Annotated in this window: 26 protein-coding genes, 2 tRNA genes and 2 pseudogenes; 13 read left to right on the top strand and 17 right to left on the bottom strand. The window is 62.3% G+C overall.

The annotated features are described in order from the left end of the window. Positions 1–12 precede the first annotated feature (12 nt). The 4 genes from PspR32_RS16750 to pvdM form a co-directional block, all read right to left on the bottom strand. The gene (locus PspR32_RS16750) at positions 13–1353 is read right to left on the bottom strand and encodes a lysine N(6)-hydroxylase/L-ornithine N(5)-oxygenase family protein (protein ID WP_159388916.1); all 1341 of its coding nucleotides are present in this window, start codon (positions 1351–1353) and stop codon (positions 13–15) included. Between the two features lie 154 nt (positions 1354–1507). Further along, the gene (gene pvdO, locus PspR32_RS16745) at positions 1508–2362 is read right to left on the bottom strand and encodes a dihydropyoverdine dehydrogenase (RefSeq protein ID WP_159389398.1); all 855 of its coding nucleotides are present in this window, start codon (positions 2360–2362) and stop codon (positions 1508–1510) included. Positions 2363–2389: 27 nt separating this feature from the next. Further along, the gene (gene pvdN / locus PspR32_RS16740) at positions 2390–3661 is read right to left on the bottom strand and encodes a pyoverdine-tailoring periplasmic protein PvdN (protein WP_010222458.1); all 1272 of its coding nucleotides are present in this window, start codon (positions 3659–3661) and stop codon (positions 2390–2392) included. A gap of 18 nt (positions 3662–3679) precedes the next feature. Further along, positions 3680–5041 carry a pyoverdine-tailoring dipeptidase-like protein PvdM gene (pvdM, locus tag PspR32_RS16735; protein ID WP_010222457.1) on the bottom strand — a complete coding sequence of 454 codons (1362 nt, stop codon included), beginning with the start codon at positions 5039–5041 and terminating at the stop codon, positions 3680–3682. A gap of 186 nt (positions 5042–5227) precedes the next feature. Between pvdM and PspR32_RS16730 the strand changes: the two genes are divergently transcribed. Further along, positions 5228–5671 (top strand): hypothetical protein, encoded by a 444-nt coding sequence (locus PspR32_RS16730; protein ID WP_010222456.1) that lies wholly within the window; start codon positions 5228–5230, stop codon positions 5669–5671. An 839-nt stretch (positions 5672–6510) separates the two neighbouring features. On the opposite strand, the gene pbpG is transcribed toward PspR32_RS16730, so the two are convergent. Next, the gene (gene pbpG / locus PspR32_RS16725) at positions 6511–7434 is read right to left on the bottom strand and encodes a D-alanyl-D-alanine endopeptidase (protein WP_026001274.1); all 924 of its coding nucleotides are present in this window, start codon (positions 7432–7434) and stop codon (positions 6511–6513) included. A 405-nt stretch (positions 7435–7839) separates the two neighbouring features. Here pbpG and PspR32_RS16720 point away from each other — a divergent pair, with 405 nt between their 5' ends. Beyond that, positions 7840–8046 (top strand): DUF6434 domain-containing protein, encoded by a 207-nt coding sequence (locus tag PspR32_RS16720; protein WP_159388915.1) that lies wholly within the window; start codon positions 7840–7842, stop codon positions 8044–8046. Between the two features lie 15 nt (positions 8047–8061). On the opposite strand, the gene PspR32_RS16715 is transcribed toward PspR32_RS16720, so the two are convergent. Next, entirely contained in the window at positions 8062–8628 is a 567-nt protein-coding gene (locus PspR32_RS16715) for a hypothetical protein (RefSeq protein WP_010222453.1), read from the bottom strand. A 282-nt stretch (positions 8629–8910) separates the two neighbouring features. On the opposite strand from PspR32_RS16715, the pseudogene PspR32_RS26410 reads away from it, so the two are divergent. Beyond that, positions 8911–9048, top strand: a pseudogene (locus PspR32_RS26410) (GNAT family N-acetyltransferase); the annotation flags it as partial. 16 nt (positions 9049–9064) lie between these two features. Here the strand turns inward: PspR32_RS26410 and PspR32_RS16710 are convergent. The 3 genes from PspR32_RS16710 to PspR32_RS16700 form a co-directional block, all read right to left on the bottom strand. Then, positions 9065–10033, bottom strand: a complete 969-nt coding sequence (locus tag PspR32_RS16710; protein WP_100782415.1) for a Gfo/Idh/MocA family protein — start codon at positions 10031–10033, stop codon at positions 9065–9067. 146 nt (positions 10034–10179) lie between these two features. Next, positions 10180–10362: a hypothetical protein gene (locus tag PspR32_RS16705; protein WP_010222451.1), complete on the bottom strand. Its 183-nt coding sequence runs from the start codon at positions 10360–10362 to the stop codon at positions 10180–10182. Between the two features lie 95 nt (positions 10363–10457). After that, positions 10458–10808, bottom strand: a complete 351-nt coding sequence (locus PspR32_RS16700) for a hypothetical protein (RefSeq protein ID WP_010222450.1) — start codon at positions 10806–10808, stop codon at positions 10458–10460. Between the two features lie 158 nt (positions 10809–10966). Between PspR32_RS16700 and PspR32_RS16695 the strand changes: the two genes are divergently transcribed. Beyond that, positions 10967–11785, top strand: coding sequence for a shikimate 5-dehydrogenase (locus PspR32_RS16695; protein WP_159388914.1), 819 nt, complete (start codon positions 10967–10969; stop codon positions 11783–11785). Positions 11786–11874: 89 nt separating this feature from the next. Here PspR32_RS16695 and PspR32_RS16690 read toward each other — a convergent pair whose 3' ends face one another. Next, entirely contained in the window at positions 11875–12519 is a 645-nt protein-coding gene (locus PspR32_RS16690) for a YceH family protein (protein WP_036996277.1), read from the bottom strand. A 96-nt stretch (positions 12520–12615) separates the two neighbouring features. Next, entirely contained in the window at positions 12616–13827 is a 1212-nt protein-coding gene (gene sstT, locus PspR32_RS16685; protein ID WP_010222446.1) for a serine/threonine transporter SstT, read from the bottom strand. Positions 13828–14040: 213 nt separating this feature from the next. Here sstT and PspR32_RS16680 point away from each other — a divergent pair, with 213 nt between their 5' ends. Next, on the top strand, positions 14041–15195 hold the full coding sequence (locus PspR32_RS16680) for an MFS transporter (RefSeq protein ID WP_159388913.1): 1155 nt from the start codon (positions 14041–14043) through the stop codon (positions 15193–15195). On the opposite strand, the gene nhaR is transcribed toward PspR32_RS16680, so the two are convergent. Continuing rightward, a complete protein-coding gene (gene nhaR, locus PspR32_RS16675) occupies positions 15185–16081 on the bottom strand; it encodes a transcriptional activator NhaR (protein ID WP_159388912.1) in 897 nt (298 codons plus the stop codon). The genes PspR32_RS16680 and nhaR overlap by 11 nt on opposite strands. 135 nt (positions 16082–16216) lie before the next feature. Here nhaR and PspR32_RS16670 point away from each other — a divergent pair, with 135 nt between their 5' ends. Together PspR32_RS16670 and PspR32_RS16665 are read left to right on the top strand one after the other, a co-directional pair. Beyond that, positions 16217–16459 (top strand): hypothetical protein, encoded by a 243-nt coding sequence (locus PspR32_RS16670; RefSeq protein WP_010222442.1) that lies wholly within the window; start codon positions 16217–16219, stop codon positions 16457–16459. Between the two features lie 32 nt (positions 16460–16491). Further along, positions 16492–17241, top strand: a complete 750-nt coding sequence (locus PspR32_RS16665; RefSeq protein ID WP_010222440.1) for a TerC family protein — start codon at positions 16492–16494, stop codon at positions 17239–17241. Between the two features lie 127 nt (positions 17242–17368). Here PspR32_RS16665 and PspR32_RS26200 read toward each other — a convergent pair whose 3' ends face one another. Further along, positions 17369–17545, bottom strand: coding sequence for a hypothetical protein (locus PspR32_RS26200; RefSeq protein ID WP_010222439.1), 177 nt, complete (start codon positions 17543–17545; stop codon positions 17369–17371). Between the two features lie 161 nt (positions 17546–17706). Here PspR32_RS26200 and PspR32_RS16660 point away from each other — a divergent pair. Beyond that, positions 17707–18445, top strand: a pseudogene (locus PspR32_RS16660) (peptidase C39 family protein). A 29-nt stretch (positions 18446–18474) separates the two neighbouring features. Here the strand turns inward: PspR32_RS16660 and PspR32_RS16655 are convergent. After that, the gene (locus PspR32_RS16655) at positions 18475–19758 is read right to left on the bottom strand and encodes an NAD(P)/FAD-dependent oxidoreductase (protein ID WP_010222437.1); all 1284 of its coding nucleotides are present in this window, start codon (positions 19756–19758) and stop codon (positions 18475–18477) included. Between the two features lie 186 nt (positions 19759–19944). Here PspR32_RS16655 and PspR32_RS16650 point away from each other — a divergent pair. The 5 genes from PspR32_RS16650 to PspR32_RS16630 all read left to right on the top strand — a co-directional run bounded on the left by PspR32_RS16650 (position 19945) and on the right by PspR32_RS16630 (position 21991). Then, a tRNA-Val gene (locus PspR32_RS16650) sits at positions 19945–20021 on the top strand. A 159-nt stretch (positions 20022–20180) separates the two neighbouring features. Then, positions 20181–20257, top strand: a tRNA-Val gene (locus tag PspR32_RS16645). Positions 20258–20412: 155 nt separating this feature from the next. Beyond that, on the top strand, positions 20413–20982 hold the full coding sequence (locus tag PspR32_RS16640) for an SPOR domain-containing protein (protein WP_100782418.1): 570 nt from the start codon (positions 20413–20415) through the stop codon (positions 20980–20982). A 54-nt stretch (positions 20983–21036) separates the two neighbouring features. Next, positions 21037–21552, top strand: coding sequence for a GNAT family N-acetyltransferase (locus PspR32_RS16635; RefSeq protein ID WP_010222435.1), 516 nt, complete (start codon positions 21037–21039; stop codon positions 21550–21552). 13 nt (positions 21553–21565) lie between these two features. Beyond that, positions 21566–21991, top strand: a complete 426-nt coding sequence (locus PspR32_RS16630) for a bifunctional (p)ppGpp synthetase/guanosine-3',5'-bis(diphosphate) 3'-pyrophosphohydrolase (RefSeq protein WP_010222434.1) — start codon at positions 21566–21568, stop codon at positions 21989–21991. A gap of 3 nt (positions 21992–21994) precedes the next feature. Here the strand turns inward: PspR32_RS16630 and PspR32_RS16625 are convergent, their stop codons facing one another. The 3 genes from PspR32_RS16625 to PspR32_RS16615 all read right to left on the bottom strand — a co-directional run bounded on the left by PspR32_RS16625 (position 21995) and on the right by PspR32_RS16615 (position 24215). Beyond that, positions 21995–22687, bottom strand: coding sequence for an endonuclease (locus PspR32_RS16625; protein WP_159388910.1), 693 nt, complete (start codon positions 22685–22687; stop codon positions 21995–21997). A gap of 6 nt (positions 22688–22693) precedes the next feature. Beyond that, positions 22694–22963 (bottom strand): DUF1654 domain-containing protein, encoded by a 270-nt coding sequence (locus PspR32_RS16620; RefSeq protein ID WP_026001273.1) that lies wholly within the window; start codon positions 22961–22963, stop codon positions 22694–22696. Between the two features lie 163 nt (positions 22964–23126). Then, positions 23127–24215, bottom strand: coding sequence for an asparaginase (locus tag PspR32_RS16615; protein ID WP_010222430.1), 1089 nt, complete (start codon positions 24213–24215; stop codon positions 23127–23129). Positions 24216–24229: the final 14 nt, after the last annotated feature.

The raw sequence follows: 24229 nt of genomic DNA, 5'->3' as shown, positions 1-24229 counted from the left end.
ACGTCTCTCGCTTCAGGCGTTGATGAGGTCGGCGGCCAGCGGGCTCTCGCGCAGGGTGCGCGGCGTGTCCAGCGCGTGGTACAGCGCCTGGCTGATCTCGTCGGCGCGCGCCGGCAGCACTGACAGCAGGGTGTCGCTCAGGCCGTGGGAGGCCTCACAGAAACCTTGCAGGTAGATGCCCGCTTTCAGGCGTGGATCGCTCAGGGCGCGGTAATGGCGATCGACCTGGAAGTCCTGCAGGTACTCCTGCAGCGGCGCCAGCAGCTCGCGGTGCGAGCGGCGCTCGTAGCCGGTGGCCAGAATCACCGCGTCATACCGGTGGGTCTGATCCTTGCCGGTGGCGTGATCGCGCAGGGTCAGTTCGATGCCCTGGTCGCTGGCCGAGACCGCTTCCACTTCACGGCGGCAGAGTACCGAGTGGCGGAACTGGTGCGCGACTTTTTGCCGGTAGAGGATGCCGTAGATGCGCTCGATCAGGTCGACGTCAACCACCGAGTAGTTGGTGTTGTGGTATTGCTCGATGAGTTTTTCGCGGTCCTGGGGTTGTTGCTCGAACACCAGGTCCGTGTAGGCCGGGGCGAAGATCTCGTTGACGAACGGGCTGTCATCGGCAGGCTTGAGGGCCGAGGAGCGCAGGATCATGTCGACCTTCACCGACGGGAAGCTGTCGTTGAGGTCGATGAAGGCCTCGGCCGCGCTTTGCCCGGAGCCGATGATGGCGATGCGCATGGCCTGGCCCTGGGCGCACGGCAGCTGCTCGAGCGCCGCCAGGTACTGGGAGTGGTGGAACACCCGCGGGTCTTGCTTGAACGGTGCGAAAAGCGTGGGAATACGTGGCGAGCCACCGCTGCCGACCACCACCGAGCGGGTCAGGCGGCTGTGCTCGCGGCCCTGGCTGTCACGCGAGACCAGCTTGAGCAGGTCGATGGCGTCGCCGTTGAAGTGCGGCTCGATGCGCACCACTTCTTCACCGTAGACGGCCTGGTCGGCAAAGTGCTCGGCAACCCAGCGCAGGTAGTCGTTGAACTCCAGGCGGCAGGGATAGAAGGTGCCCAGGTTGATGAAGTCGACCAGGCGCCCTTGCTTGTGCAGGTAGTTGACGAAGCTGTAGGGGCTGGTGGGGTTGCGCAGCGAGACCAGGTCCTTGAGGAAGGAAATCTGCAGCTCGCTCTGGGTGGCCAGGGTGTTGCCGTGCCAGCGGTAGTCCTGCTGCTTGTCGATAAACAGTGCCTTGAGTGCCTGGCCGCTGCTTTGCGCGCGCTCCTGCAGGGCAATGGCCAGGGCCAGGTTGGAAGGGCCGAAGCCCACGCTGATCAGATCGTGGAGGGTATCGTGCGAAGTCGTCTGGCTCATGTCGTCGATTCCTTGAAGGAGAAATTCGGGGCGGGTGCGATGGCAAGCAGGCCCCGCTGCGGTCGATGGCAGCGGGGGATCTACCGTTTGAAACGAGTGGATAGACGGGGAATTTAGCGCGCGGCCCGGTGGCTTCCGGGCCATGCGCCAGGCATCAGAGTTCGCGGGCTACGCGCAGGCCAAGCCAGTCGCCGCGGATATCGGCCGGGCGATCATTGCGATTGCCGGAGCGGGAAAAGATCGGTGCCTCGCCCCAGTCGTTACCGCGAATGTGGCGGGTGGTGCAGCCAGGTTCCACCCAGGCGCTGCCGTCGCTGGGGGCGCCGACATAGTTTTCGTGCCAGCAGTCGGCAACCCACTCGTAGACATTGCCGTGCATGTCGTAGACGCCAAAGGCGTTGGCCGGGTAGCTGCCCACCGGCGAGCTGAAGCTGAAGCCGTCACGCGGGCCGTAGGTGTTGGCGTTGCGGGTGATCTGATAGTCGGCGCCAGGGTCCATGGCAAAGGGGAACGGCCCGCTGCTGCCGGCGCGGGCGGCGTATTCGCGCTCGGCCTCGCTGACCATGCGGTAGTGCTTGCCGGTCTTTTTCGACAGCCACTCAGTGTAGGCCTGGACATCGTGGTAGCTCATGCACACCGCCGGCTGGCGTGGCTTTTGTTCATAGCGTGGTTTGCTCGCCTTGCATTCGCGGCCGGGGCGGGTGTCGCCGTCGGCAATCACCACGCCGGACTCACGCAGGTAGGCGTCCCACTCGCCAGCGGTCACCTGAAAGCGGCTGATGGCGAAGGGTTTGGCGAACGTCACGGTGTGCAGCGGGCCTTCATCGGGCTGGCGCCCGACTTCGTCATCGGGGGTGCCCATCTGATAACTGCCGGCGGGTAGCACGACCATTTCCGGGCAGGCTGCCTTGCAATCGCGAAACACCATACCCGGTGTCTGGGCGTTGGCGGCCTGGGCACTCGACAAGCCAAGTGCGGTGAGCAGGGCGGCCAGGGAGAGGCGGTACATCAAGGGTGCGGACATGAGCGAGCCTTTTCAGAGTTTCTTGATCAGGAGGGCCATGGCCCGGTCGATTTCCTGCTCGTTGTTGAGCAGCCCCGGGGCCATGCGCAGCACTGGGCCGGCGTCGCGGTCGACGGCGTCGACGACGATGCGGTTGCTGGTGAGGTAATTGGCCAGGGCGTCGGGGTCCTGGCCCTTGACCCGAATGAAGGTGAAGCCGGCCGAGTGTTCGCGGCTGAGCGGGGTCACCAGCTCGATGGCCTTGTGTTCGAGCAGGCGCTGCTTGAGGTAATCGTTGAGCTGGTGGATACGCGCCTGAACCTCGGCCTTGCCCAGTTGCAGGTGCAGTTCGAAGGCCTTGCCCAGTGCCCAGCGGTGCTCGAAGGCGTGGTAGCCGCCCGGGGTCATGATGGTGGCAAAGTCCTCATCCTCGGAGAACGTGGCAAAGGTTGGCACCAGGTTGCTCATCTGCTCGGAGGCGGCGCAGATGATCCCGGTGCCGCGCGGGCCAAACATCCACTTGTGGGTGCCGGAAATGAAATAGTCGCAGTTGAAATCGGCAAAGTTGGCGTCCTCCACGCCGAAGCCGTGCACGCCGTCCACCACGTAGAGAATGCGCCGGTCTTCGTCACGGTCGCGATTGTGCTGGCGCACCAGTTCGCCGATCTGGCCAATGGGCAATTTCACCCCGCTGCCGGAGTGCACCCAGGTCATGCCCAGCACCCGGGTGTTGGCGTTGATGGCCTGGTCGAGGGTGCTCAGCACCTGGTCGGTGGAAATCTCCCGTGGCTGCTGGAACAGCCGCAGCTTGCGCACCTGGGTGCCCTCATGGCGCTGGCGGAACGCCAGGGCTTTGCGGGTCGCATAGTGTTCGTGCTCGGTGGTGAGAATTTCCTGGCCGGGGGCGACTTTGAGGCGGCCATAGATCATTCCCAGGCCTTCGGTGGTGCTGCCGGTGAGGGCGATCTGCCGCGGGCGTACCGCCAGGTAACGGGCTGCCCAGTCGCGCACCTCACCTTCGCGCTGCCATTCGATCTGGGTTTCCCAGTCAACCCAGTGCGCCGGGTTGCGGTCGATCTCGGCGCGGTAGTAGTCGATGGCCTCCTGCACCGGGCGCGGGTGGGCGGTGACCAGAAAGTTGGCGAAGTGCGCATAGGCCGGGTCCAGGGGAAACAGCTGGCGCAGGTTGTGCCATTTGTCCTTGCCGCTCAGTGGCGCCGGCGCGGCTGCCAGGGCCTGGGGCAACAGCGGCAGGCTGGCGGCGAGCAGGCCGGCCTGCTTGAGAAAGGTGCGACGGTCAGTCATGTCTAAAGCTGCCTGGATTCAAGGAGTAGAGGTGCTGGCAATGGGGCGGGCGGCTCGTTGCACCTGGTCCCAGACCCGCAGGAAATTGCCGCTCCAGAGCTTGGCGATGTCGGCTTCGGAGTAACCGCGGCTGAGCAGCTCGGCCGTCACGTTGCGAATCTCGCTGACATCCTTCCAGCCCTCCAGGCCGCCACCGTCGTTGAAGTCGGAACTGATACCGACATGGTCGATGCCCATCTTCTTCACCGCGTAGTCGATGGCGTCGCCGTAGTCCTTGAGGGTGGCCTTGGGTTCCTGCTCGACAATGTCGTACAGGCTGCCGGCGTACTCGCCAAAGCGTGCCTGCGGCCAGATGGCGATAACTGCATCGCCGGGCATCAGAGCATTGGCCAGCCCTTGCAGCGGTTGCAGGCCAAAGCGCGCGCGCAGGGTTTCGAGTTTGTCCAGGCTCGGCTTGCTCAGGGGCTTGAGGTAGGTGCCGAAAGCCACCACCTGCAGCACGCCGCCGCTGTCCTTGATCAGTTGCATTTCCTTGTCGCTGAGGTTGCGCGGGATGTCCACCAGCGCCCGCGGCGCCGAATGCGAGGCAACCATGGGCGTGCGGCTGAGGCGGGCGACGTCTTCCAGGGCCAGGGTCGACATCTGCGAGACATCGATGATTACCCCCAGGTCGTTCAGGCGCTTGACGGCTTGTTCGCCCAGCTCGGACAGGCCGCCCAGGGCATCGGGGGTGTCGTTGAAAAACGGCAGCGGTCGCGAGGAGTCGGCCCAGTCGTTGTTGGCCACATAGCTGAAGCCGAACATGCGCATGCCGCGCTTGGCCCACAGGTCCAGTTGCGACAGGTCGTGGCCCAGCGGGTAGGCGTTGAGCATGCTGATGAAAATGGCGAACTTGCCTTCGCCATTGAGGCGGCGCAGGTCATCCGGGGTATAGGCGATGCCGACCTGATTGGGGAAGTCGCGGACCATGTTGCTGATGATTTTGTAGCGCACTTCCTGCTGGTTGCGCGCTTCGTCGACAAACCCCGGGGTTGGCCGATGCGGGGCATTGGGGCCGTTCCACAGCTCCGGCCAGCCAAAGATGGTCAGCGCCGCGCCCGAGAGCCGGCCCTTGCCGGCCTTGACCAGGTCGAACTGGCCGGGACCGTCCTTGTCGAATTCGTTACCCTCGTTACCGAACTTGAGCGGCACGGTGATGTGGCTGTCGAACGTCAGCATGTGCTCATGCAGGGCATTGGCCTGCTCGACGATCGGGCGCGGGTAGCCGGCCGCCTGCTTGTAGTACAGGTAACCGGCTGCGGCCGCGCCCAGTGCCACCGCCAGGGCGAGCGGCAGGCCGATGTACAGGGCTTTGCGGGAACGGGTCTTGGTCTTGGTCATTGCCATCTCGACACTGGGCTGATCGGAACGGCTTGCCCGGTGCACTGGCGTGCCGGGGGCAAAGCACGGGTATCAGGAGGGACGAATGGCGCTTGGGCAAATTTATCCAGGCGCCGGTCTGGCTCAAGTTTCTGCGTGTACGGTCGATAGCCGGGCTAACCCCAATACCATCAGGATGATAGAAACATGGCAGGTTTTAGCGCCGTCTCAATCAACGGGACCCCTTTGAACAGCGGCATCGGCACAGGCATCACCATCACCGGGCAGGAAAAAACGGCCGGGTTGGAGGCGCAGGGTGCGGTCAACGTTGACATGTCCAAGGTGCGTGATAGCGGCAAGGCCGAAGAAGCCAAGGAAAGCGCCAGCGAGGGTGAAGAGCCGGCACACATCAAGCAAATGCGCGAGATGATCAAGAAGCTGCAAAAGCAATTGGCCGAGCAGCAGAAGCGTTTGCAGGAAGTCATGTCCAGGGACATGGAACCTACCCTCAAGGCTGCGGCCGTTACTGCCGCGCAGTCGGCGGTGGGCGCGACCATGGCGGCGATCGCAAGCGCCACGGCGGCACTGCTCAAGGCGCTGACCGAAGCCGGTGGCAGCAGTTCGGGCTCGCTGGTCAGTACCAACGCCTGAGCCATAAAAAGGGTTCTTCATGCGATCCCGGGGACGATGATTTTGGGGTTGGGTCGAGATGTTGAGGTTGTGGGCTTATCCATTCGTTGTGGTGCTGCGGCTGGCCCCTTCCGCCTTTACGGCGGCCTACTTTTCTCTTGGGAAGAAGTAGGCAAAACCGCTTGCTCCTGCATACGGCCCTACGCTGCGCTTCGGGTCCCCTCGCTACGGCGCCCTCCGGGGCATCGCGGCCTACGACTTGCTACGCAAAGTCTACGTCTCGCGTCTTCGGCTAACGCCGAAGGTGCTGCGCACTGCCCCTACAGGCACCTCCGCTCGGCCTCCTGAAGTCGCTTTTCGCGGCGCCTGGAAGTACGTGCATGAAGATCAAGATCAGCATCAAGATGAAGCAGGTCGGTCCTCGCTTCGGCGTCAGTTTGGCTACGCCATAATCTGCTTTCGCAGATACGTTAGTGCAGGCGCCGCCCGTAACTTCGCGACTTCAGGAGGCTGAGCGTAGGTGTCTGGAGGGGGCTGGTGCGCAGCACCCTTCGGCCCAAGCCGAAGTCGCGAGACGTAGACTTTGCGTAGCAAGTCGTAGGCCGCGATGCCCCTGGAAGGCACCGAAGCGAAGGAACCCGAAGCGCAGCGTAGGGCCGTATGCGGGAGCGAGCGGTTTTGGTTCCTTTTGCCAAGAACAAAAGGGACCCGCCGTAAAGGCGGAAGGGGCCAGCAGCGGCGCCACATAGAATGGATAAGCTCGCAGCCTCAACAACCCAAACCAACCCAAGGATCATAGCCCCCAGGCTCCCGTGAAGAACCACACAAAAGGGCCTGTACATACACAGGCCCTTTTCTGTTCAGTCAGCCAACTGACGGTCCTGGCTGCGCTCGGACTTGTAGCGCATGGCCACCGCCGGAGCCGGCTTGGTGCTGCCGGTCTCCAGCCACTGGCGCATGCGGCTGGCGTCGGCAAAGTGGGTGTACTTGCCGAAGGCATCGAGAATCACCATGGCCACCGGGCGGTTGTCCATCTTGGTCAACAGCACCAGGCAGTGGCCGGCATCATTGGTGAAGCCGGTCTTGGTCAGCTTGATGTCCCAATTGCTCTTGTTGACCAGGTGGTCGGTGTTGCGAAAGCCCAGGGTGTAGTTGGGCTTGCGAAACGCCACGGTCTGCTCGCGGGTAGTGCTCAACTGGCTCAGCAGCGGGTAGTTGCGCGCGGCCATCAGCAGCTTGCTGAGGTCACGGGCGGTGGACACGTTGTTGATCGACAGGCCAGTGGGTTCCACGTAGCGGGTATGGCTCATGCCCAGCACCTTGGCCTTGGCGTTCATCGCCTTGATGAACGCGTTGTAGCCACCCGGGTAGTTGTGCGCCAGGGTCGAGGCGGCGCGGTTTTCCGATGACATCAGGGTGATCAGCAGCATGTCCTTGCGGTTGAGCTGGCTGCCCAGCTTGACCCGCGAGTACACCCCTTTCATTTCCTTGTTCTGGGCGATGGTGACCGTGAGCATCTCGTCCATGTTCTGCTTGGCGTCGAGCACCACCATGCCGGTCATCAGCTTGGTCACCGAGGCGATGGGGACAACCCGGTCGGGGTTGTTGGCGTAGAGCACCTTGTTGGTTTGCAGGTCGATCAGCAGGGCACTGCCAGAGGCCAGGCGCAATTTCGCCGGATCGCGTTGTTGCTGGGCCGGGGGTTGAGCAGCAGCGGTCGACGTGACAGTCGCAGTACCTGTGAGCAACAGGAGCAGGCTAAGAATCGAAAGGGAAGTTTTCACGTTGAGGCTCACTAAAAGTTGTTATGTCGTTGGCTGTGCAAGGGTTTTCCCCCAAAAAACCGCTGCATTCTGGAGTATGGCTCAGATCCTGTCGATTGCCCTGCATCCGTTGGACGGAACATGAAAAAGATTTAATCGTGTACCCATTTTGTACCCATTTAGCTGACTTTCCAGCTGGCTCAATTTCGATCAGTCATTAGCTGAAATCGATCAAGGTCCTGGAGACGGATGCCGGTGATTTCAGACTGACTCGGGTCGCGATATCCGATGATTTTCTTATGCTGATCGTCCATGGTGAATCCTCGGGTTGCGCGCCACGATATGATGCAGTAATGAACCGGACAGCGGGTACTGCTAGGCTCGCCACTCATGTGACTAACGATTTACATCACCAAAGGAATGGAAATGATCTTCGACTGGCACGCTGGCCCCATTACACGCACCACCCCGCTGGATAAAAACTACCGCAATACGCAGAAGGTCCGGCAGTTCCTCACCGGCGAATGCGGGGCGTCGTTCACGTTCGATCGAGCATTCATGGCCTGGATTAAAAGTGGCGAGCCCTTGACGATGGGTGAAGTGGCGGATGAGTGGATTCGCACTCACCGTTGATCTGAGGGGCACATTTCAGGGTCTCGTCAACCTTGTCATCATGCTGCCTGCTGCGTTGGCGGCTATCAGCGCCACTGCACAGGCAGCCAACGAGAACAGCGTAAAAGCGCCCATTACATGCAAGTAAGGAAGTACGTGATTCCATGCTCGAGCTACCCCCAAGAAAGCGGCAAATAGCCAGCCGCTCATAGAGAGAGCACCCAAAAGAGCAAGGCGAGTGCGGGCAGAGTTGTGTAGCAAGACAAAAGGAGTTTTTTGCAGCAGTGGGAAACCCATCCGGTGCAACAAAGCGCCATTGAGACTAAGCAGCGCGACAACGCTCACCTTGGCCCAGAGCTTTTGATTGAGCAGATACGCGCTCCCCTCATAGAGGTAACCCTGGAGCACCAGCAGCATGCCGCTTCCCCACAGTGCCAGTAATGCGAGCGTGACGATTTTTTGAGTCTCTTCAAGATACTCACGTTGCACCTGGCTCAACACATCCTTGCGCCAGCGCCATAGCTTTTGATCAGCCTGTAATACCCTCCCCAGAGCAATACAGGTGGCAATCAGATGACCATACACGAGTAGCATTTTGAGCATTACCTGGACCTTATTTTTATGTGGGCAATGCACTCCCTCGCACCCTTTATGTGAAACTAAATGATACATATTATTGCTTGCATCAACAAGTTGCCGGCCCAGCCGCCCATCTGGAGCCGTTTGCTTTCAGCCAGCGCTTGCCAAGCTGACGGGGCTGGATCTACCCGTCAGCTTCTTTCTCTCGGTGGGCATTTGTTACAGTCGTGACCTTCTTTGGTCAACCGGACGACCTCTTCATGATCGCCAACATCGAGTTCACCAGCAGCCCCACTGAACAGCGCGGGCTGTACCGGTATCTGGCTGGATACTTTCAGCTTCCAGGCGCCGGCGTTTTACCGCACGCTCGGTTTTACGGTTTTTGGTGAGCTCGCCGACTATCCGCCGGGGCATACCCGCTACTTCATGCGAAAGTTGCTCTGAGACCGGTGAAAAACGATCATTGGCGGCCCAGAATCCGATCCATCACCCAGTCGGTCTTCAGCGCTTGTGCTGCGACTGCCGGGTGCCTGGCCGTACCGCGAATATGCGCATTCATGCCCAGTACGTGATGCCACTGGATATGCTCGGGGTTGGCGATCTGCAGGCTGAGCTGTTCGTCGGCGTCCAGGCGCACCGGGTACTCGTCGAACACTGAAAAGCCGATCCGGCCTTTGCTGCCGATGATCTCGACACGGTCCTCGCGGCGGTCGGCGACGAAGTTCCAGCAGCCCGTGCCCAACGCGCCATTGGCGAAACGCCAGCTGGCGGCCACGGCGTCTTCGGCGGCATACAGGCCGGCCTGGCGGGCGCTGCAGCCGGTGACGTCGACGATGTCGCCGAGCAGGTACTGGAACAGGTCCAGGCCATGGCTGGCGAGGTCGGCGAAGTAACCGCCACCGGCAATCTGCGGATCGGTGCGCCAGTTGGCGCTGCCGTTGCGGTCGGCGTCGGTGGCTGGCTTGGTCAGGGTCCAACTCAGGTGCCGGACCTCGCCAATGCGCTGGTCTTGCAGCCATTGGCGAACTTGCTGGAAGCGCGGCAATGAACGTCGGTAATAGGAGACGAACAGATGCCGTCCGGCGTCGACGAAGGCCTGTTGCATCTGCCGGCTGCTGGCGGCATTGAGCGACATCGGTTTCTCCACGCAGCAGTGCTTGCCGGCCGCTGCGACCTGCAGGCTGTAGGCGCAGTGGCTGTCGGGCGGGGTGGCAATGTACACCGCGTCGATCTGCGGGTCGGCAATCAACTGCGCCGCATCGCTGTAAACCTTGGCGATGCCATGGCGCGTGGCATAGTCCTGGGCGGCGGCGGGGCGCCGGCCCATCACCGCCACCAGCGCCGACCCCGGCGCCTTGTAGAAGGCCGGGCCACTCTTGCGTTCGGCAACGCTGCCGCAACCGATCATTCCCCAGTTGATTACCTTCATGACGACGTCCCTATTGCGTGCCTGTTCATTCAGCCTCGGGCGATGATAACAATCCCCGGCAAACGGATCGACCGCGCATAAAAAGCCCCGCCAAAGGGCGGGGCAAAGGGCTGTGCGGAGCAACGCACGATAAACCTTGGCGGCCCTCAGGCCTGCAGGCCAGGGCCTTCCAGCCGGTCGGCGAGGGCCTGGGCCGCGGGCAACGAGGTCAACGGCCCGGAGATCGGTTCGCCATTGCGCACCAGGTACCAGCAGGCCAGCAGGCCCAGCTCCCTGAGCGAGGCGGGGACAGCGCTGCCGATGACGGACATGATGTTGATAGGGGCCATGGGGGAGTCCTCCCGTGAATCATGGGCCTACCTTAACGGTCAGTGCGCAGCGGTTGAAATCAACGCGCTCGATAGTGATCATCAGCGGTATTTCTTCACCAGCGCGGCGGCCCGTAATACACCGGCGGCGGCCCATAGTAACGCTCGCGGTAATAGGGCGGCGGTACCGGCACGTAGCGCTCGACCACCGGGTACGGCTGGTAATAGACCGGTGGCGGTGGCTGCATGTAGACCGGAGGCGGCCCGTAGTACACCGGTTGGCGTTCGACATAGACCGTGCGGTCGCGGCCGCCGTAGAACGCCGAGCCCACCACGGCACCGACCACCGCCGCTCCAATCAGCGGCGCCACCCGGTAATGGCCACCACCACCGCCATGGGCGGCTGCCTGCCCGCTGGCGGCCAGGGCACCAACCAGCAGGGCGATTATCGGAACATGACGGTTCATAGCCATTCCTCACAGAACAACCCCGACGCCGGGGATACTTATAAGACTGCGGGAATTGCGAAAATCACACAGCTTTTGAGTAAAGGTTATGTAAGCGCCGATCAGCGGTCGGCGGCGAACGTGGGCATAATGCCGGCTCGCTCGAAGGGGAAAACTCAATGGCTGTTGTTCCAGGCAAAGACACCGTGCTGTGCATCTCGCTGGCCGGGCGTCCGGGCACTTTTGGTGTGCGTTTTCATAACCATCTGTATCAGCAGCTGGGGCTGGATTATTACTACAAGGCCATGACCACCCAGGACCTGCCGGCGTCGGTCGGCGGCATTCGTGCCCTGGGCATTCGTGGCTGCGGTGTATCGATGCCGTACAAGGAAGCCTGCATGGCCCTGGTCGATGAAATCGACCCGTCGGCGGCGGCGATCGAGTCGATCAATACCATCGTCAACACCGACGGTCACCTCAAGGCCTACAACACCGATTACCTGGCCGTGCGCCGATTGCTCGAGCAGCACCAGGTCGACCCTTCTACCGCCTTCGCCTTGCGCGGCAGCGGCGGCATGGCCAAGGCGGTGGCCAGTGCCTTGCGTGATGCGGGCTTTACCCAGGGCATCATCGTCGCCCGCAATGAGCAGGCCGGGCGGCAGTTGGCCGACAGTTGCGGTTATCGCTGGCAGGCGACGCTGGGCGACTTGTGCCCGCCGATGCTGGTGAATGTCACGCCGATTGGCATGGCCGGTGGTGTCGAGGCTGGCCAGCTGGCATTTACCTCCGAGGCAATTGCGGCGGCGCAGCGGGTGTTCGATGTGGTGGCGATGCCGGCGTTGACGCCATTGATCGTCGAGGCCCAGCGCTTGGGCAAACCGGTGATTACCGGGCTCGAGGTTATTGCCTTGCAGGCGCTGGAGCAGTTTGTGCTGTACACCGGGGTGCGGCCGACCGATGAGCAGGTGGCGCGGGCGGTGGCGTTTGCCCGCGGCTGAAGGGTAAAACCTATCGCGGGGCAAGCCCGCTCCCACAGTGGATCTGATGGTACACAACCCTGTGGGAGCGGGCTTGCCCCGCGATGCTGTTACTCGAACTGCGCCAAGCGCTCTTCCAGCGCCGCAATCCGTGCTTCCAGCGCTTCGATCCGCTCCAGTGACACCGCGCCACCGGCCGAGCGCTCCGGCCCTTGCTGGCGCGCTGCCAGAATCGCCTCGATCTCGGCCGGATCCCCCAGCGCATGGGTGTAACGATCCTCACGCTGCCCGGCCTGGCGCGGCAAGTGCAGGGCGAAACCGCGGGCGATCAAGCGTTCAAGCTGGTGCACGACCTGCTCGGCATCTTCGAACTCATGCATGCGGTTGCTGCGGGTCAGCAGTTCGTTAACGGTCTGCGGACCGCGCAGGAACATCAGCCCGAGCAGGGTCACCTGCGCCGGCACCAGCTCCAGGGCCTTGTCCACGCGCTGCTCCCAGCGGTCGGCGCGGCTGCCCATCTGCAGGCGGGTCAGGCCCTGGCCTTCCAGTGCGCGCAGGGCCTGGCCGACCTGGCCCTGGCTGAGGTTCATCACCGGCTCCCGGCTGGTCTTCTGGTTGCAGGCCAGGACCAGGGCGTTGAGGGTCAGCGGGTAGGTTTCCGGGCTGGTGGCCTGTTTTTCGATCAGCGAACCGAGCACGCGGATTTCGCTGCTGCTGAAACGCGCGTCGGAAGAGGTTTGGTGTTCGGCGGACATGGCCCTGTCTCTATGCGAAGAAAGGCCTCTAGCCTAGGTGCGCAACAGGGTAAAACACAAGCAGCCGGTGCAGGACGCACCGGCTGCTGTTCAGGCTCAGGCGGCCTGGCGTTCCTCGGCCAGGCAGGCCGCGGCGGTAAACAAGACGTCGGTGGAGGAGTTCAGCGCGGTTTCCGCCGAGTCCTGCAGCACACCGATGATGAAGCCGACGGCCACCACCTGCATGGCGATCTCGCTGGGGATACCGAACAGGCTGCAGGCCAGCGGGATCAGCAGCAGCGAACCGCCGGCCACACCCGAAGCGCCACAGGCGCAGACGGCGGCGACGACGCTGAGCAGGATCGCGGTCGGGATGTCGACGGCAATGCCCAGGGTGTGCACGGCGGCCAGGGTCAGCACGGTGATGGTGATTGCCGCACCGGCCATGTTGATGGTCGCGCCCAGCGGGATGGACACCGAGTAGGTGTCTTCGTGCAGGCCGAGTTTTTCGCTCAGGGCCATGTTCACCGGAATGTTGGCTGCCGAGCTGCGGGTAAAGAAGGCCGTGATGCCGCTTTCACGCAGGCACAGCAGCACCAGCGGGAAAGGGTTGCGGCGGATCTTCCAGAACACGATGATCGGGTTGATCACCAGCGCCACGAACAGCATGCAGCCGATCAGCACCGCCAGCAGGTGCAGGTAACCAAGCAGGGCGTCGAGCCCGGATTGTGCCAGGGTCGAGGCGACCAGGCCGAAAATCCCCAGCGGCGCGAAACGAATCACCACGCGCACGATCAAGGTCACCCCGTTGGACAGGTCGGCGACCACCGTCCGCGTGGTTTCCCCGGCATGCCGAATGGCCACGCCGAGGCCGATGGCCCAGGCCAGGATGCCGATGAAGTTGGCGTTCATCAGCGCGCTCACCGGGTTATCGACCACGCTCAGCAGCAGGCTTTGCAGCACTTCGGCGATACCGCCGGGTGCGCTCAGGGCGACGTCCGAGGTGTTCAGCGCGAGGCTTGAGGGGAAGGCCATGCTGGCAATTACCGCGACCACGGCAGCGGCGAAGGTGCCGAACAGGTACAACACCAGGATCGGGCGAATATGGGTTTCAGTGCCGTGACGATGGTTGGCGATCGAGGCCATGACCAGGATGAACACCAGGACCGGCGCCACCGCCTTGAGGGCGGAGACGAAGACCTTGCCGACAAAACCGAGGCTTGCTGCGGTGGCGGGGGCGAACATGGCCAGGGCAATGCCGGCGACGAGGCCGATCATGATCTGGACCACCAGGCTGGTGCGGTTCAACAGGTTTAGAACAGGGGTCATGGCAGGTGTTTCTCTGTTTTGTTCAGGGGCGGCGGGCGAACCACGGCGCTGGAGCATGGGGCACCTGGCAGGGCAGGGCCGAGAAAAAGGGCGCGACTTTAGCACAGCAGGGCACATTTGGTATTTGCGCTGTGTCAGACGGTAGGACGAGCGTGTAGTATGCGCGCCCTTTACAAACGGCCTTGGCCGTTTTTGTTCAGCTGCGGAGTGTAGATGTTATTGCCCATCCTGTTGCTGGCTGCGGCCGGCTTCACTGTGTTGACCACCGAGTTTGTCATCGTCGGCCTGCTGCCGGGCATTGCCCGCGACCTTGAGGTCAGCGTGTCTCAGGCGGGCCTGCTGGTGACCCTGTTCGCCTTCACCGTGGCCTGCTTTGGCCCGTTCCTCACCGCCTGGGCGGCGCGATTCGAGCGCAAGCGGCTGTTTGTTGGCATTTTGCTGGTGTTCGCGGCGTCCAACGCCCTGGCAGCCATCGCTGACAACCTCTATGTGATGGGCGTGGCGCGCCTGATCCCGGCACTGGGTTTGCCGGTGTTCTGGGCCCTGGCCAGTGAGACGGCGGTGGATATCGTCGGCCCGGCCTATGCCGGCCGGGCCATCTCCAAGATCAGCTTTGGCGTGGTCTGCGCCACGGTGTTCGGCATTCCGGTCGGCACCCTGATCGGCGATGCCCTGGGGTGGCGCGCGGCCTTTGCGGTGCTGGCGCTGCTGGCCCTGGCCAAGGCCTTGCTGCTGTACGTCTACCTGCCGCGCACGCCCCGGCACAACCAGGCCACTTCACTGCTTGGTCAGTTCGGCATCCTGCGCAGCCGCCTGCTGCAAGGCCATGTGCTGCTCTCGGTGCTGGTGTTCAGCGGCATGTTCACCGCCTACACCTACCTGGCCGACATGCTCGAGCGCCTGGCCGGCTTTGACGGCGCGCTGGTCGGCTGGTGCCTGATGGGCTTTGGTGCGGTCGGCTTGATCGGCAACAGCCTGGGTGGTCGCGCGGTCGATCGGCATCCGTTGAAGGCCTCGGCTGCTTTCTGTGCCCTGATGATGGTTGGCATGATTGCCGTGGTCCCGGCGATCCATACGGTGTACGGGTTGGGCCTGGCGCTGGGGATCTGGGGCATGACCCAGGCGGCGCTGTTCCTGGTCAGCCATGTGCGGTTGATCAAGGCCGCGCCCCAGGCCCCGGCCTTTGCCGCATCGCTGAACATCGCCGGAGCCAACCTGGGCATCGGCCTGGGCGCGGTGATTGGCGGGCGGGTGATCGACACCCTGGGCCTGGCCAACCTCGGTTATGCCGCCGCCATCCTTATTGGTTTGTCGGTGCTGCTGGCGCTGGGGCTGATGAGCCCGCGCCTGCAGCCGGCTACCAATTGAACAACTGGCGCCGGGCGCCTTCGGTGATGGCGACGATGCCCGGGTGCTTGACCTTGCGCTCCACCGAGATGGCATAGAAGGATTCGTTGACCGCGTCGGTCTGGCCGATCAGTTCGACGCCGTACTGCTTGCACACCTCGTCGGCAATCACGCTGGGGGCGATGAAAATGCCGCTGCCGGATTGGCCGAAAGCCTGCATCAAGGCGCTGTCGTCGAACTCGCCGACGATCCGCGGCTGCAGTTGCTGTTCGGCGAACCAGCGCAGCAGACGGCTGCGCACCACGGTTTCCTGGCCGGGGATCAGCAGCGGCGCATGTTGCAGGCAGGCTGGGAAGGGACCCCCGTACTGTTCGGCCAGTGCGGGCGTGGCAAAAAAACTGATCCCGCATTCACCGAGCTTCTGGCTGTAGCCCTTGATGTCCAGGTGGCTGGGCATCGGGCTGTCGGAAATCACCAGGTCCAGGCGCTGGATCGCCAGGTCCGCCAGCAAGCGCTCGAGTTTGTCTTCACGGCAGCTCAGGCGCAGGGCGTCCTCCATGTCCATGGTCGGCGCCAGCAGGCGATAGACGATGGACTTGGGCACCACATCGGCCACGCCAACCCGGAACAGGATCTGCTGTTCATCCGGCCGGGCCCGCAGCATCGCCTCCAGCTCGCCGCCAATCTGGAACATCTGTTCGGCGTAGGCCAGGGTTTGCCGGCCGCTCTCGGTCAGTTCCAGCTGGCGCCCGACCCGGCGAAACAACTCGATGCCATAGGTTTGTTCAAGCAGGGTGATCTGCCCGCTGATGGTTTGCGGGGTCAGGTTCAGTTGCTCGCAGGCGCGCACGATGCTGCCGGTCTTGGCCACCACCCAGAAGTAATGCAGTTGGCGGTAATTGAGCATGCCGATTCCCGATTCGTAAAAACCGAAGTATAACCGCTGAAAATACGAATTTTCCTGATGTATTCGTCTCTTTAGAATCCCTTGCCATCACGGTGCCCCTGAATGAGCACCGATCAATTGCACGGAGATCCACAGATGCTGCACGTCAAATCCATCGGTACACCCCTGGTGTTGCTGCTGGCCCTGCTGGCCATGAGCGGTTGCGAGCAGGCGGAAAAGTCCGCCCAGCAGATGCTCAACCAGGCGGCGGAGTCGGCCAAGGAGGCCATCGACAAAACCAACGAAGCCGCCCAGCAGGCCCTGAGCGAAGCCACCGGCTCCGAAGGCAGCGACAAGGCCGGCAAACCCGAGCGCGACGCCAGCGCCCAGGACATCTGACCCACCCCTTACCCCGATGCAGGATTTGATTCATGGAATACTTGTTGGAACTCGCTGCAAGCCCGACTGCCTGGGTCGCCCTGGCCACCCTGGTGGCCATGGAGATCGTCCTCGGTATCGACAACCTGATCTTCATCTCGATCCTGACCAACAAGTTGCCTGAGGCCTACCGCTCCAAGGCGCGGCGCATTGGTATCAGCATGGCGCTGGTGATGCGCCTGGGCCTGCTCAGCACCGTGGCCTGGATTGTCCAGCTCACCGAGCCGGTGGTCGATGTGTTCGGCCATACCTTCTCCTGGAAGGACATGATCCTCGTCGCCGGTGGCCTGTTCCTGCTGTGGAAAGCGACCAAGGAAATCCACGAGAGCGTCGACCCGCGTGCCCAGGCTGAAGCCAAGGCGTCTTCGACCATCACCCTGGGCTTTGCCGCGGCGATCGGTCAGATCCTGGTGCTGGACATCGTCTTCTCGATCGACAGCATCATCACCGCCGTGGGCATGACCGAGCACCTGCCGATCATGATCATCGCCGTGATCAGTGCCGTGATCGTGATGCTGGTGGCCGCCGACCCGCTGGCCAAGTTCATCAACGACAACCCGACCGTGGTAATGCTGGCCCTGGGCTTCTTGATCATGATCGGCATGACCCTGATCGCCGAAGGTTTCGGTGCTCACGTACCTAAGGGTTATGTGTATGCGGCGATGGCCTTCTCGACGGCGATCGAAGTGCTGAACATCATGTCGCGCCGGGCGCGCTTGAAGCGCGAGGCTACTGAAGCTTAATAATTGCTGAAGTAGAAACTGTGGGAGCCGGCCTTGCCGGCGATGGGATCAGCGCGGTGCTTGTGACTGCGCGGTGTCCGCATCGCTGGCAAGCCAGCTCCCACAGTGCTTTATGCCAGCTATGAATCTAATGCGCCCCGGCATGCCGGCGACTACGCCGCACCGGCACCGCGTCTTTGCCTTCAGGCTGAATACGATGGTGCGGATGGTGACGCCGGGCGATGCGCAACACTCCCCAGAGCATGGCGGCAGCGACGCTCAACCAGGCGCCGACCAGCATCAGGATTGCCATTGTCAGGCTCATGTCTGCCTCCTCACGTCCGCGCCAAGGCAACAAGGCTCGCCACGCGGACACCTGTTCAGTCTAGCCCTTTGCATGTTGCAGGCTATTGACCGATGGTCTAGCCGCTTGGGCCGCTTTGTTCTAAGCCTGTGTCGGGCTATACCCCGGACGCTGGCCAGCCTATGATCAGCGCTCAGGGCCGGGCAGTGGCTGCCGGCCGTCATCGAGCGAGTGTTCATGCCTCCACTGACTTCCCTAATCGGCTTCACCCCACGGCACCTGCTGGCCGCCTGCGCGGTGAGCCTGGCCCTGGCCGGTTGCGCCAGCCAGCCGCTGTCCCAGCTTAAAAGCCTGCCGCAACGGGTCGAGATCGGCTCGGTACCGTTCTACCGTGGCGAAGCCAACCAGAGTGCGTCGATGGCCTTGGCGGCATTGCTGTCGCAACAGGGCGTGCGTATCACCCCGGGGCTGCTCGACAAACCGTTGGGCCTGCCGCACAACATCGACAAGCTTGAAGACTCGATCCAGCGGGTTGGCCGCGAGTACGGCATGGTCGTCTATCCGCTCGACCCGCGTCTGGACGCCTTGCTGGCGCAAGTGGCGGCGGGCAATCCAGTGTTGCTGCGTTTTCAGGAGGGTTCGGCGTTCTGGAGCGAGCCGCGCTATGCCTTGCTGGTCGGCTACGACCGCTACAAGCAGCGGGTGTTGTTGCGGGCGGGGGCGAACCGGCGCCTGCTGATGGAATTCGACGATTTCGAGTCAGCCTGGCAAAAGCAGGGGAGTTGGGCGGTGCTGCTCCAGCAGCCGGGCCAGTTGCCGGCCCAGGTTGACCGTCAGCGCTGGCTGAAAGCGGCCAATGACCTGGCCCAGGCGGGCCAGGAACAAGCGGCCCGGCAGGCCGTCAGCGCCCTGGGGCAATGATGGCGCAGGCCGGGCCGGGCCAGGGGAGCTTAGAAGCCCAGGCGGTCGCGCAGGCTGTAGTACCAGGCGCCCAGGGCGCTGAACGGTACGCGCAGCAGTTGGCCACCCGGGAACGGGTAGTGCGGCAGCTCGGCGAAGGCGTCGAAACGCTCGGCCTGGCCACGCAGGGCTTCGGCCAGCACCTTGCCCGCCAGGTGGGTGTAGGTGACGCCGTGGCCACTGCAACCCTGGGAGTAATAGATGTTGTCGCCCAGGCGGCCCACTTGCGGCAGGCGCGACAGGGTCAGCAGGAAGTTGCCGGTCCAGGCGTAGTCGATCTTCACGTCCTTGAGCTGCGGGAAAGCCTTGAGCATTTTCGGGCGGATGATCGCTTCGATGTTGGCCGGGTCACGGGCGCCGTACACCACGCCACCGCCGAAGATCAGGCGCTTGTCGCCGGTCAGGCGGTAGTAGTCGAGCAGGTAGTTGCAGTCTTCGACGCAGTAGTCTTGCGGCAGCAGGCTGCGCGCCAGGTCTTCGCCCAGTGGCTCAGTGGTGATCACCTGGGTGCCGCACGGCATCGACTTGGCCGCCAGTTCCGGCACCAGGCCGCCGAGGTAGGCGTTACCGGCAACGATGATGAACTTGGCGCGCACTTTACCTTGTGGGGTGTGCACCACCGGGTTGGCGCCGCGCTCGATGCGGATGGCTGGTGATTGTTCGTAGATCTTGCCGCCCAGCGACTCGACTGCGGCGGCTTCGCCCAGGGCCAGGTTCAGCGGGTGGATGTGGCCGCCGCTCATGTCGAGCATGCCGCCGATGTACTGGTCGCAGTCGACCACTTCACGGATGCGCTTCTGGTCCATCAGCTCCAGCTGGGTGTGGCCGAAGCGTTCCCACAGGCGCTTTTGCGATTCCAGGTGACCCATCTGCTTGGCGGTCAGGGCGGCGAATACGCCACCGTCTTTGAGGTCGCACTGAATGTTGTATTTGGCCACGCGCTCACGGATGATGCGCCCGCCCTCGAACGCCATGTGGCCCAGCAGTTGCGCCTGCTTGGGGCCGACGGTACGTTCGATGACGTCTATGTCGCGGCTATAGCTGTTGACGATCTGGCCGCCGTTGCGGCCCGAGGCGCCGAAACCGACCTTGGCGGCTTCGAGCACGGTAACCTTGAAACCGCTCTCAAGCAGGAACAGGGCGCTGGACAAGCCGGTGTAGCCGGCACCGATCACGCAGACATCGGTCTGTACCTCTTCCTGCAGCGCCGGGCGCGGCGGAACCGGATTGGCCGATGCGGCGTAGTAGGACTGAGGGTAGGGGGTATTGGCCATGCTGCGAAACCTCTGTTTTATATTTTTTACGACTGTACCGATGCTATCAATAATAATAAACACCCGCTAGTCGTGTGTTGAAAATCCTTTACCCCGGGTTTTCGCAAATACTTTTGTTATTCAGTGGCTTAGCGTTAAAAAAAGAGTTGACACTGTTCGTCGATTGCGTAGAATGCGCCCCACAGCAGGCACATAGCTCAGTTGGTTAGAGCACCACCTTGACATGGTGGGGGTCGTTGGTTCGAATCCAATTGTGCCTACCAAATCAAATCCGCCCCTGCTGGCGGTACACAAAAAGGCGATCCGCAAGGGTCGCCTTTTTTGTTTCTGGGCAATTTTGCCTGGCAAAGCAAAGCTGCTGATTTTTTTATGAAATTTCGCTTTACGAAGGTTAAAGACCTGCGTATTATGCGCCCCACAGCAGGCACATAGCTCAGTTGGTTAGAGCACCACCTTGACATGGTGGGGGTCGTTGGTTCGAATCCAATTGTGCCTACCAAACAAATCCACACTGCTGTGTGGTAACAAAAAGGGCGATCCGCAAGGGTCGCCCTTTTTGCATTTCAGCTGTAGGAGCGGGCTTGCCCCGCGATAGGGCCCTAAAGGCCAGCCAAGAATGCTAAAATCCGCCGCTTGCATTCAGGAGATAGACGCGTGCGCAAAGTGGCGGTGGTAATGGCGGTGCTGGCTCTGGCCGGTTGCGAGAACGAAGTCGAAGGCGTGCACAAGCAGGTGGCCGAACACCTGCAGAACCCCAAGACAGCCAAGTTCGCCAACGTGCGAATCGACCAGCAAGGCACCATTTGCGGCCAGGTGCGCGGCAAAGACGACGCCGGCGCCTTTGTGCCGTACCGCAGCTACGTAGCCCTCAAGCAGGCCAGCGGCTATGAAATCATCATCGCCGAGCAGGGCAGCAACCTGCGTATCCGTGAGCAGTGCGGCGGTGCCGACCTGCAGCGCGCCGCCGATGCTGCGGCCGACCAGCCTGCGCCACAAGGCTGGGATGTCGAGATCGTCCAGGGTGCGAACATGGGCGCCCTGAGCGACATGACCGCACGCCTGATCGAAAAACAGATCCCGTCCTCGGTGGTCTACCGCAACGGTAAGCCGGTGGTGCTGCTCGGCCCTTATCCGGACAAGGCTCAAGCCGAGGCTCAGCAAGCCGACGTCATGGCGCGCCTGGGCACCGACTCGATCGTCATCCAGCACGACGCCCCGCGCTAGCCAGCGGCTTCAAGCGCCTCGTACACTGGCGGCTCATACGCAAGGAGAGCCGTCATGAGTGATTCATCCGCCGCCATTACCCTGCAGCGTTGTACCGAACAGCATGTCGAGGGCCTGACTGCGCTGTACAACGACCCGCGGGTGGCGCGTCAGGTGCTGCAGATGCCTTACCAGTCAGCGGAGATCTGGCGCAAGCGACTGAGCCTGGACAACGAACGGATGCTGTTTCTGGTGGCGCTGCACCAGGGCGAAGTCATCGGCAGTTGCTCGCTGGAACAATACGCCCGCATCCGCCGTGCCCACTGTGGCGGGATCGGCATGGGCGTGGCGCCCGCCTGGCAAGGCCAGGGTGTCGGCAGCCGGCTGCTTGAGGCGGTGCTGGAGGTGGCCGACAACTGGATGGGCCTGCAGCGGGTCGAGTTGACCGTGTACACCGACAATCAACCGGCGCTTGCCTTGTACAAGCGCTTCGGCTTTGCGGTGGAAGGTCAATTGATTGACTATGCTATGCGTGACGGTGAGTTGATCGATGTTTACAGCATGGCGCGTCTGCGACGACATCAATGCTGAGCAGGAGGGCCATATGTCTACGCTGGAGCGGGCCATTGCGGTGGCGGCGAGGGCACATGAGGGGCAGCACGACAAAGGCGGGGCAGCTTATATCCTGCATCCGTTGCGGGTGATGCTCAGGGTCTCGACGCCCGAGCAGCGCATTGTCGCGGTGCTCCACGATGTGCTCGAGGATTCGCCGATGACGCTCTCGGACCTGGCCCGCGAAGGCTTTGCCCTGAAGATTCTCGCTGCGGTGCAGGCGCTAAGCCGGCGCGATGACGAAAGCTACGAAGCGTTCGTTGTGCGTGTCGGTGATGATCCGCTGGCGCGTGTGGTCAAGCTGGCCGATCTTGCCGACAACAGCGACCTGTCGCGCATTGCCGTTCCCGGCCCCGACGACATCGCCCGCCTGGCCCGTTACCAGCAGGCCAGCGCCTACCTGCAGGCGCTGGCCTGAGCCTCAACCGCAAGCGCTGAGGTTCACCGGGCCGACGAACTCGTTGCCGTGGCCCATCACACAGGCCACCCGTTGGTTGCGCTGGCGTTCCCAGGGCTGCGGCGGGTAGGTCTTGTTCCAGGCTTCGTACAGCTGGCGGTCCTGTTTGGACAGCTTGAGGCTGTACTGCTTGCTCATATAGAAGTAGGTGCGCGCGATCATCCCGCGAATCGACGGCCGCGGCATGACCTTCTTGGCCTTGAAGTCCACCTGGGTCAGGCACGAACCGTATTGCCCGCGCTGCTCGGGCAGCCAGCCGAAGCTGAAGTTACTGCGATCGCCATTGACCTCGCCAATGCTCGGCACCAGGTTGTGCAGGTCGGCCTCGGCGCGCTGGTAGACCTTGTCGTTGCGCGAGCAGTTCTTGCGCCCGCCGCTTTGCCAGCATTGGCGCTGATGGCCGATCTGCCAGGCGGGGACGATATGCTCCCATTCGATGCGCGAGGCGCGGTTGGCATTTTTGCGCGGCACATAACCGCAGGCCTGCAAATCGACCTTGTTACCGGTGTACTTGCAGCCGCAGTAGAACTCGGTGGACTGCGGAGCATACAGGCGCCAGGCGACCTTCTTGGCTTCGCTGAAGGTACGTGGTGCATCGGCGTGGGCGGTGGTGACACTGAACAACAGGCAAGCTACTGCAAAAAACGGAAATCTCATGCGCTTTCAATCTTCCTTCGGCACAACCCAGAAAATCTGCACGCCACCGTCGTCGCGGTAGGCGAGGGTGACGTTGTCGTTCTCGGCGATTTCCTCGAGCAGGGTCGCCCAGTCTTCAGGCGATTCGTGCTCCAGGCGGAAGATCAGCGCGGCGCGGGCTTTTTGCGCGGTGGGGGCGTTGATGATTTTCTGGATGCGGATGCCCAGTTGCTCGTAACTGCTGGCAGGGGCGGAAGTGGTGGCCACGAAGCGTTCCTTTTTTAGCTGTATGCGCATACAGTATTTTACTGTAAGCAATTTCGCAACAGCTCGTCGGTGAAAGAGCGCATGTGACCGCAAACCGCGCGGTTTGCTGCGGTCTGTTTAAAGTATTTTTGCGAGGGTAGGGGAGGCAGGCTTGCCCGTCCTACAGGGCGGGCAAGCGCTTTGGGTTACTGAATCAGTATTCCCAGAAGATCCGCTGCAGCTCTTTGCTGTCTTGGGTCTTGGTCAGGGCGACCATGGCCAGGATGCGGGCTTTTTGCGGGTTCAGGTCGTGAGCGACGACGTAGTCGTTCTTGTCGTCAGGCTGTTCGGCGTTGCGCAGCACGAAGCCGCCAGCATTGACGTGGGACGAGCGAATGATCTGCACGCCTTGTTTGCGCAGTTCCTGCAGGGTAGGCGCTACACGGGACGATACCGAGCCATTGCCGGTGCCAGCGTGGATGATCGCCTTGGCGCCATTTTGTGCCAGCGACTTGTAGGCGGTATCAGTGACGTTGCCATAGCCGTAGGCGATGTCCACGGCAGGCAGGCTGCTGATTTTCTTGATGTCGAATTCCGAATCGGCGGTGTGACGCTTGGCCGGCAGGCGGAACCAGTAGGATTTACCTTCCACGACCATGCCCAGCGGGCCCCATTGGCTCTTGAAGGCTTCGGTCTTGATGTTCACGGCCTTGCTGACATCACGGCCCGACTGAATCTCGTCGTTCATGGTGACCAGCACGCCTTTGCCGCGCGAATCCTTGTTGCTGGCAACGGCCACGGCGTTGTACAGGTTGAGCATGCCGTCAGCCGACATGGCGGTACCTGGGCGCATGGAGCCGACCACGACGATTGGCTTGTCGGTTTTTTCGACCAGGTTGAGGAAGTAGGCGGTCTCTTCCAGGGTATCGGTACCGTGGGTGATGACGATGCCGTCGACGTCCTTGCTCTCGGCCAGTTCCGCAACGCGCTTGCCCAGTTGCAGCAGGTTTTCGTTGCTGATGCTTTCGGAAGCGATCTGCAGCACTTGTTCGCCGCGCACGTTAGCCAGGGTGGCCAGTTCCGGAACGCCGGCGATCAGCTTGTCGACACCGACTTTGGCGGCCTGGTAGGTCGCGCTGTTGGCGGTGCTGGCGCCGGCGCCGGCAATGGTGCCGCCGGTGGCGAGGATCACCACGTTGGCGAGTTTCTGTTGGTTTTCGACTTCCTTGGCGTTGACGCCTGCGGGCATTAACAGCAGCAGGGCCATAGCGCCCGGAACGAAGGAATTAAGCGCAGCTTTCATCGTTGATTTCTCTT

This window comes from Pseudomonas sp. R32, assembly GCF_009866705.1.
Taxonomy (GTDB): Bacteria; Pseudomonadota; Gammaproteobacteria; order Pseudomonadales; family Pseudomonadaceae; genus Aquipseudomonas; species Aquipseudomonas donghuensis.
The sequence above is the reverse complement of the archived record's forward strand: the minus strand, read 5'-3'. Positions and strand labels throughout refer to the sequence as shown.

Bases quoted from the DNA above. Each gene is read 5' to 3' on its own strand.
- PspR32_RS16730 (WP_010222456.1), top strand. From the start codon at position 5,228: ATGGCAGGTTTTAGCGCCGTCTCAATCAACGGGACCCCTTTGAACAGC.
- PspR32_RS16665 (WP_010222440.1), top strand. From the start codon at position 16,492: ATGGAATACTTGTTGGAACTCGCTGCAAGCCCGACTGCCTGGGTCGCC.
- PspR32_RS16700 (WP_010222450.1), bottom strand. From the start codon at position 10,808: ATGAACCGTCATGTTCCGATAATCGCCCTGCTGGTTGGTGCCCTGGCC.
- pvdM (WP_010222457.1), bottom strand. From the start codon at position 5,041: ATGACCAAGACCAAGACCCGTTCCCGCAAAGCCCTGTACATCGGCCTG.
- pvdO (WP_159389398.1), bottom strand. From the start codon at position 2,362: ATGTACCGCCTCTCCCTGGCCGCCCTGCTCACCGCACTTGGCTTGTCG.
- PspR32_RS16680 (WP_159388913.1), top strand. From the start codon at position 14,041: ATGTTATTGCCCATCCTGTTGCTGGCTGCGGCCGGCTTCACTGTGTTG.
- PspR32_RS16630 (WP_010222434.1), top strand. From the start codon at position 21,566: ATGTCTACGCTGGAGCGGGCCATTGCGGTGGCGGCGAGGGCACATGAG.
- PspR32_RS16655 (WP_010222437.1), bottom strand. From the start codon at position 19,758: ATGGCCAATACCCCCTACCCTCAGTCCTACTACGCCGCATCGGCCAAT.
- PspR32_RS16625 (WP_159388910.1), bottom strand. From the start codon at position 22,687: ATGAGATTTCCGTTTTTTGCAGTAGCTTGCCTGTTGTTCAGTGTCACC.
- PspR32_RS16690 (WP_036996277.1), bottom strand. From the start codon at position 12,519: ATGTCCGCCGAACACCAAACCTCTTCCGACGCGCGTTTCAGCAGCAGC.
- PspR32_RS16710 (WP_100782415.1), bottom strand. From the start codon at position 10,033: ATGAAGGTAATCAACTGGGGAATGATCGGTTGCGGCAGCGTTGCCGAA.
- sstT (WP_010222446.1), bottom strand. From the start codon at position 13,827: ATGACCCCTGTTCTAAACCTGTTGAACCGCACCAGCCTGGTGGTCCAG.
- PspR32_RS16670 (WP_010222442.1), top strand. From the start codon at position 16,217: ATGCTGCACGTCAAATCCATCGGTACACCCCTGGTGTTGCTGCTGGCC.
- PspR32_RS16705 (WP_010222451.1), bottom strand. From the start codon at position 10,362: ATGGCCCCTATCAACATCATGTCCGTCATCGGCAGCGCTGTCCCCGCC.
- pvdN (WP_010222458.1), bottom strand. From the start codon at position 3,661: ATGACTGACCGTCGCACCTTTCTCAAGCAGGCCGGCCTGCTCGCCGCC.
- PspR32_RS16615 (WP_010222430.1), bottom strand. From the start codon at position 24,215: ATGAAAGCTGCGCTTAATTCCTTCGTTCCGGGCGCTATGGCCCTGCTG.
- PspR32_RS16695 (WP_159388914.1), top strand. From the start codon at position 10,967: ATGGCTGTTGTTCCAGGCAAAGACACCGTGCTGTGCATCTCGCTGGCC.
- PspR32_RS16720 (WP_159388915.1), top strand. From the start codon at position 7,840: ATGATCTTCGACTGGCACGCTGGCCCCATTACACGCACCACCCCGCTG.
- PspR32_RS16635 (WP_010222435.1), top strand. From the start codon at position 21,037: ATGAGTGATTCATCCGCCGCCATTACCCTGCAGCGTTGTACCGAACAG.
- PspR32_RS16715 (WP_010222453.1), bottom strand. From the start codon at position 8,628: ATGCTCAAAATGCTACTCGTGTATGGTCATCTGATTGCCACCTGTATT.
- PspR32_RS26200 (WP_010222439.1), bottom strand. From the start codon at position 17,545: ATGAGCCTGACAATGGCAATCCTGATGCTGGTCGGCGCCTGGTTGAGC.
- nhaR (WP_159388912.1), bottom strand. From the start codon at position 16,081: ATGCTCAATTACCGCCAACTGCATTACTTCTGGGTGGTGGCCAAGACC.
- PspR32_RS16750 (WP_159388916.1), bottom strand. From the start codon at position 1,353: ATGAGCCAGACGACTTCGCACGATACCCTCCACGATCTGATCAGCGTG.
- PspR32_RS16620 (WP_026001273.1), bottom strand. From the start codon at position 22,963: ATGCGCATACAGCTAAAAAAGGAACGCTTCGTGGCCACCACTTCCGCC.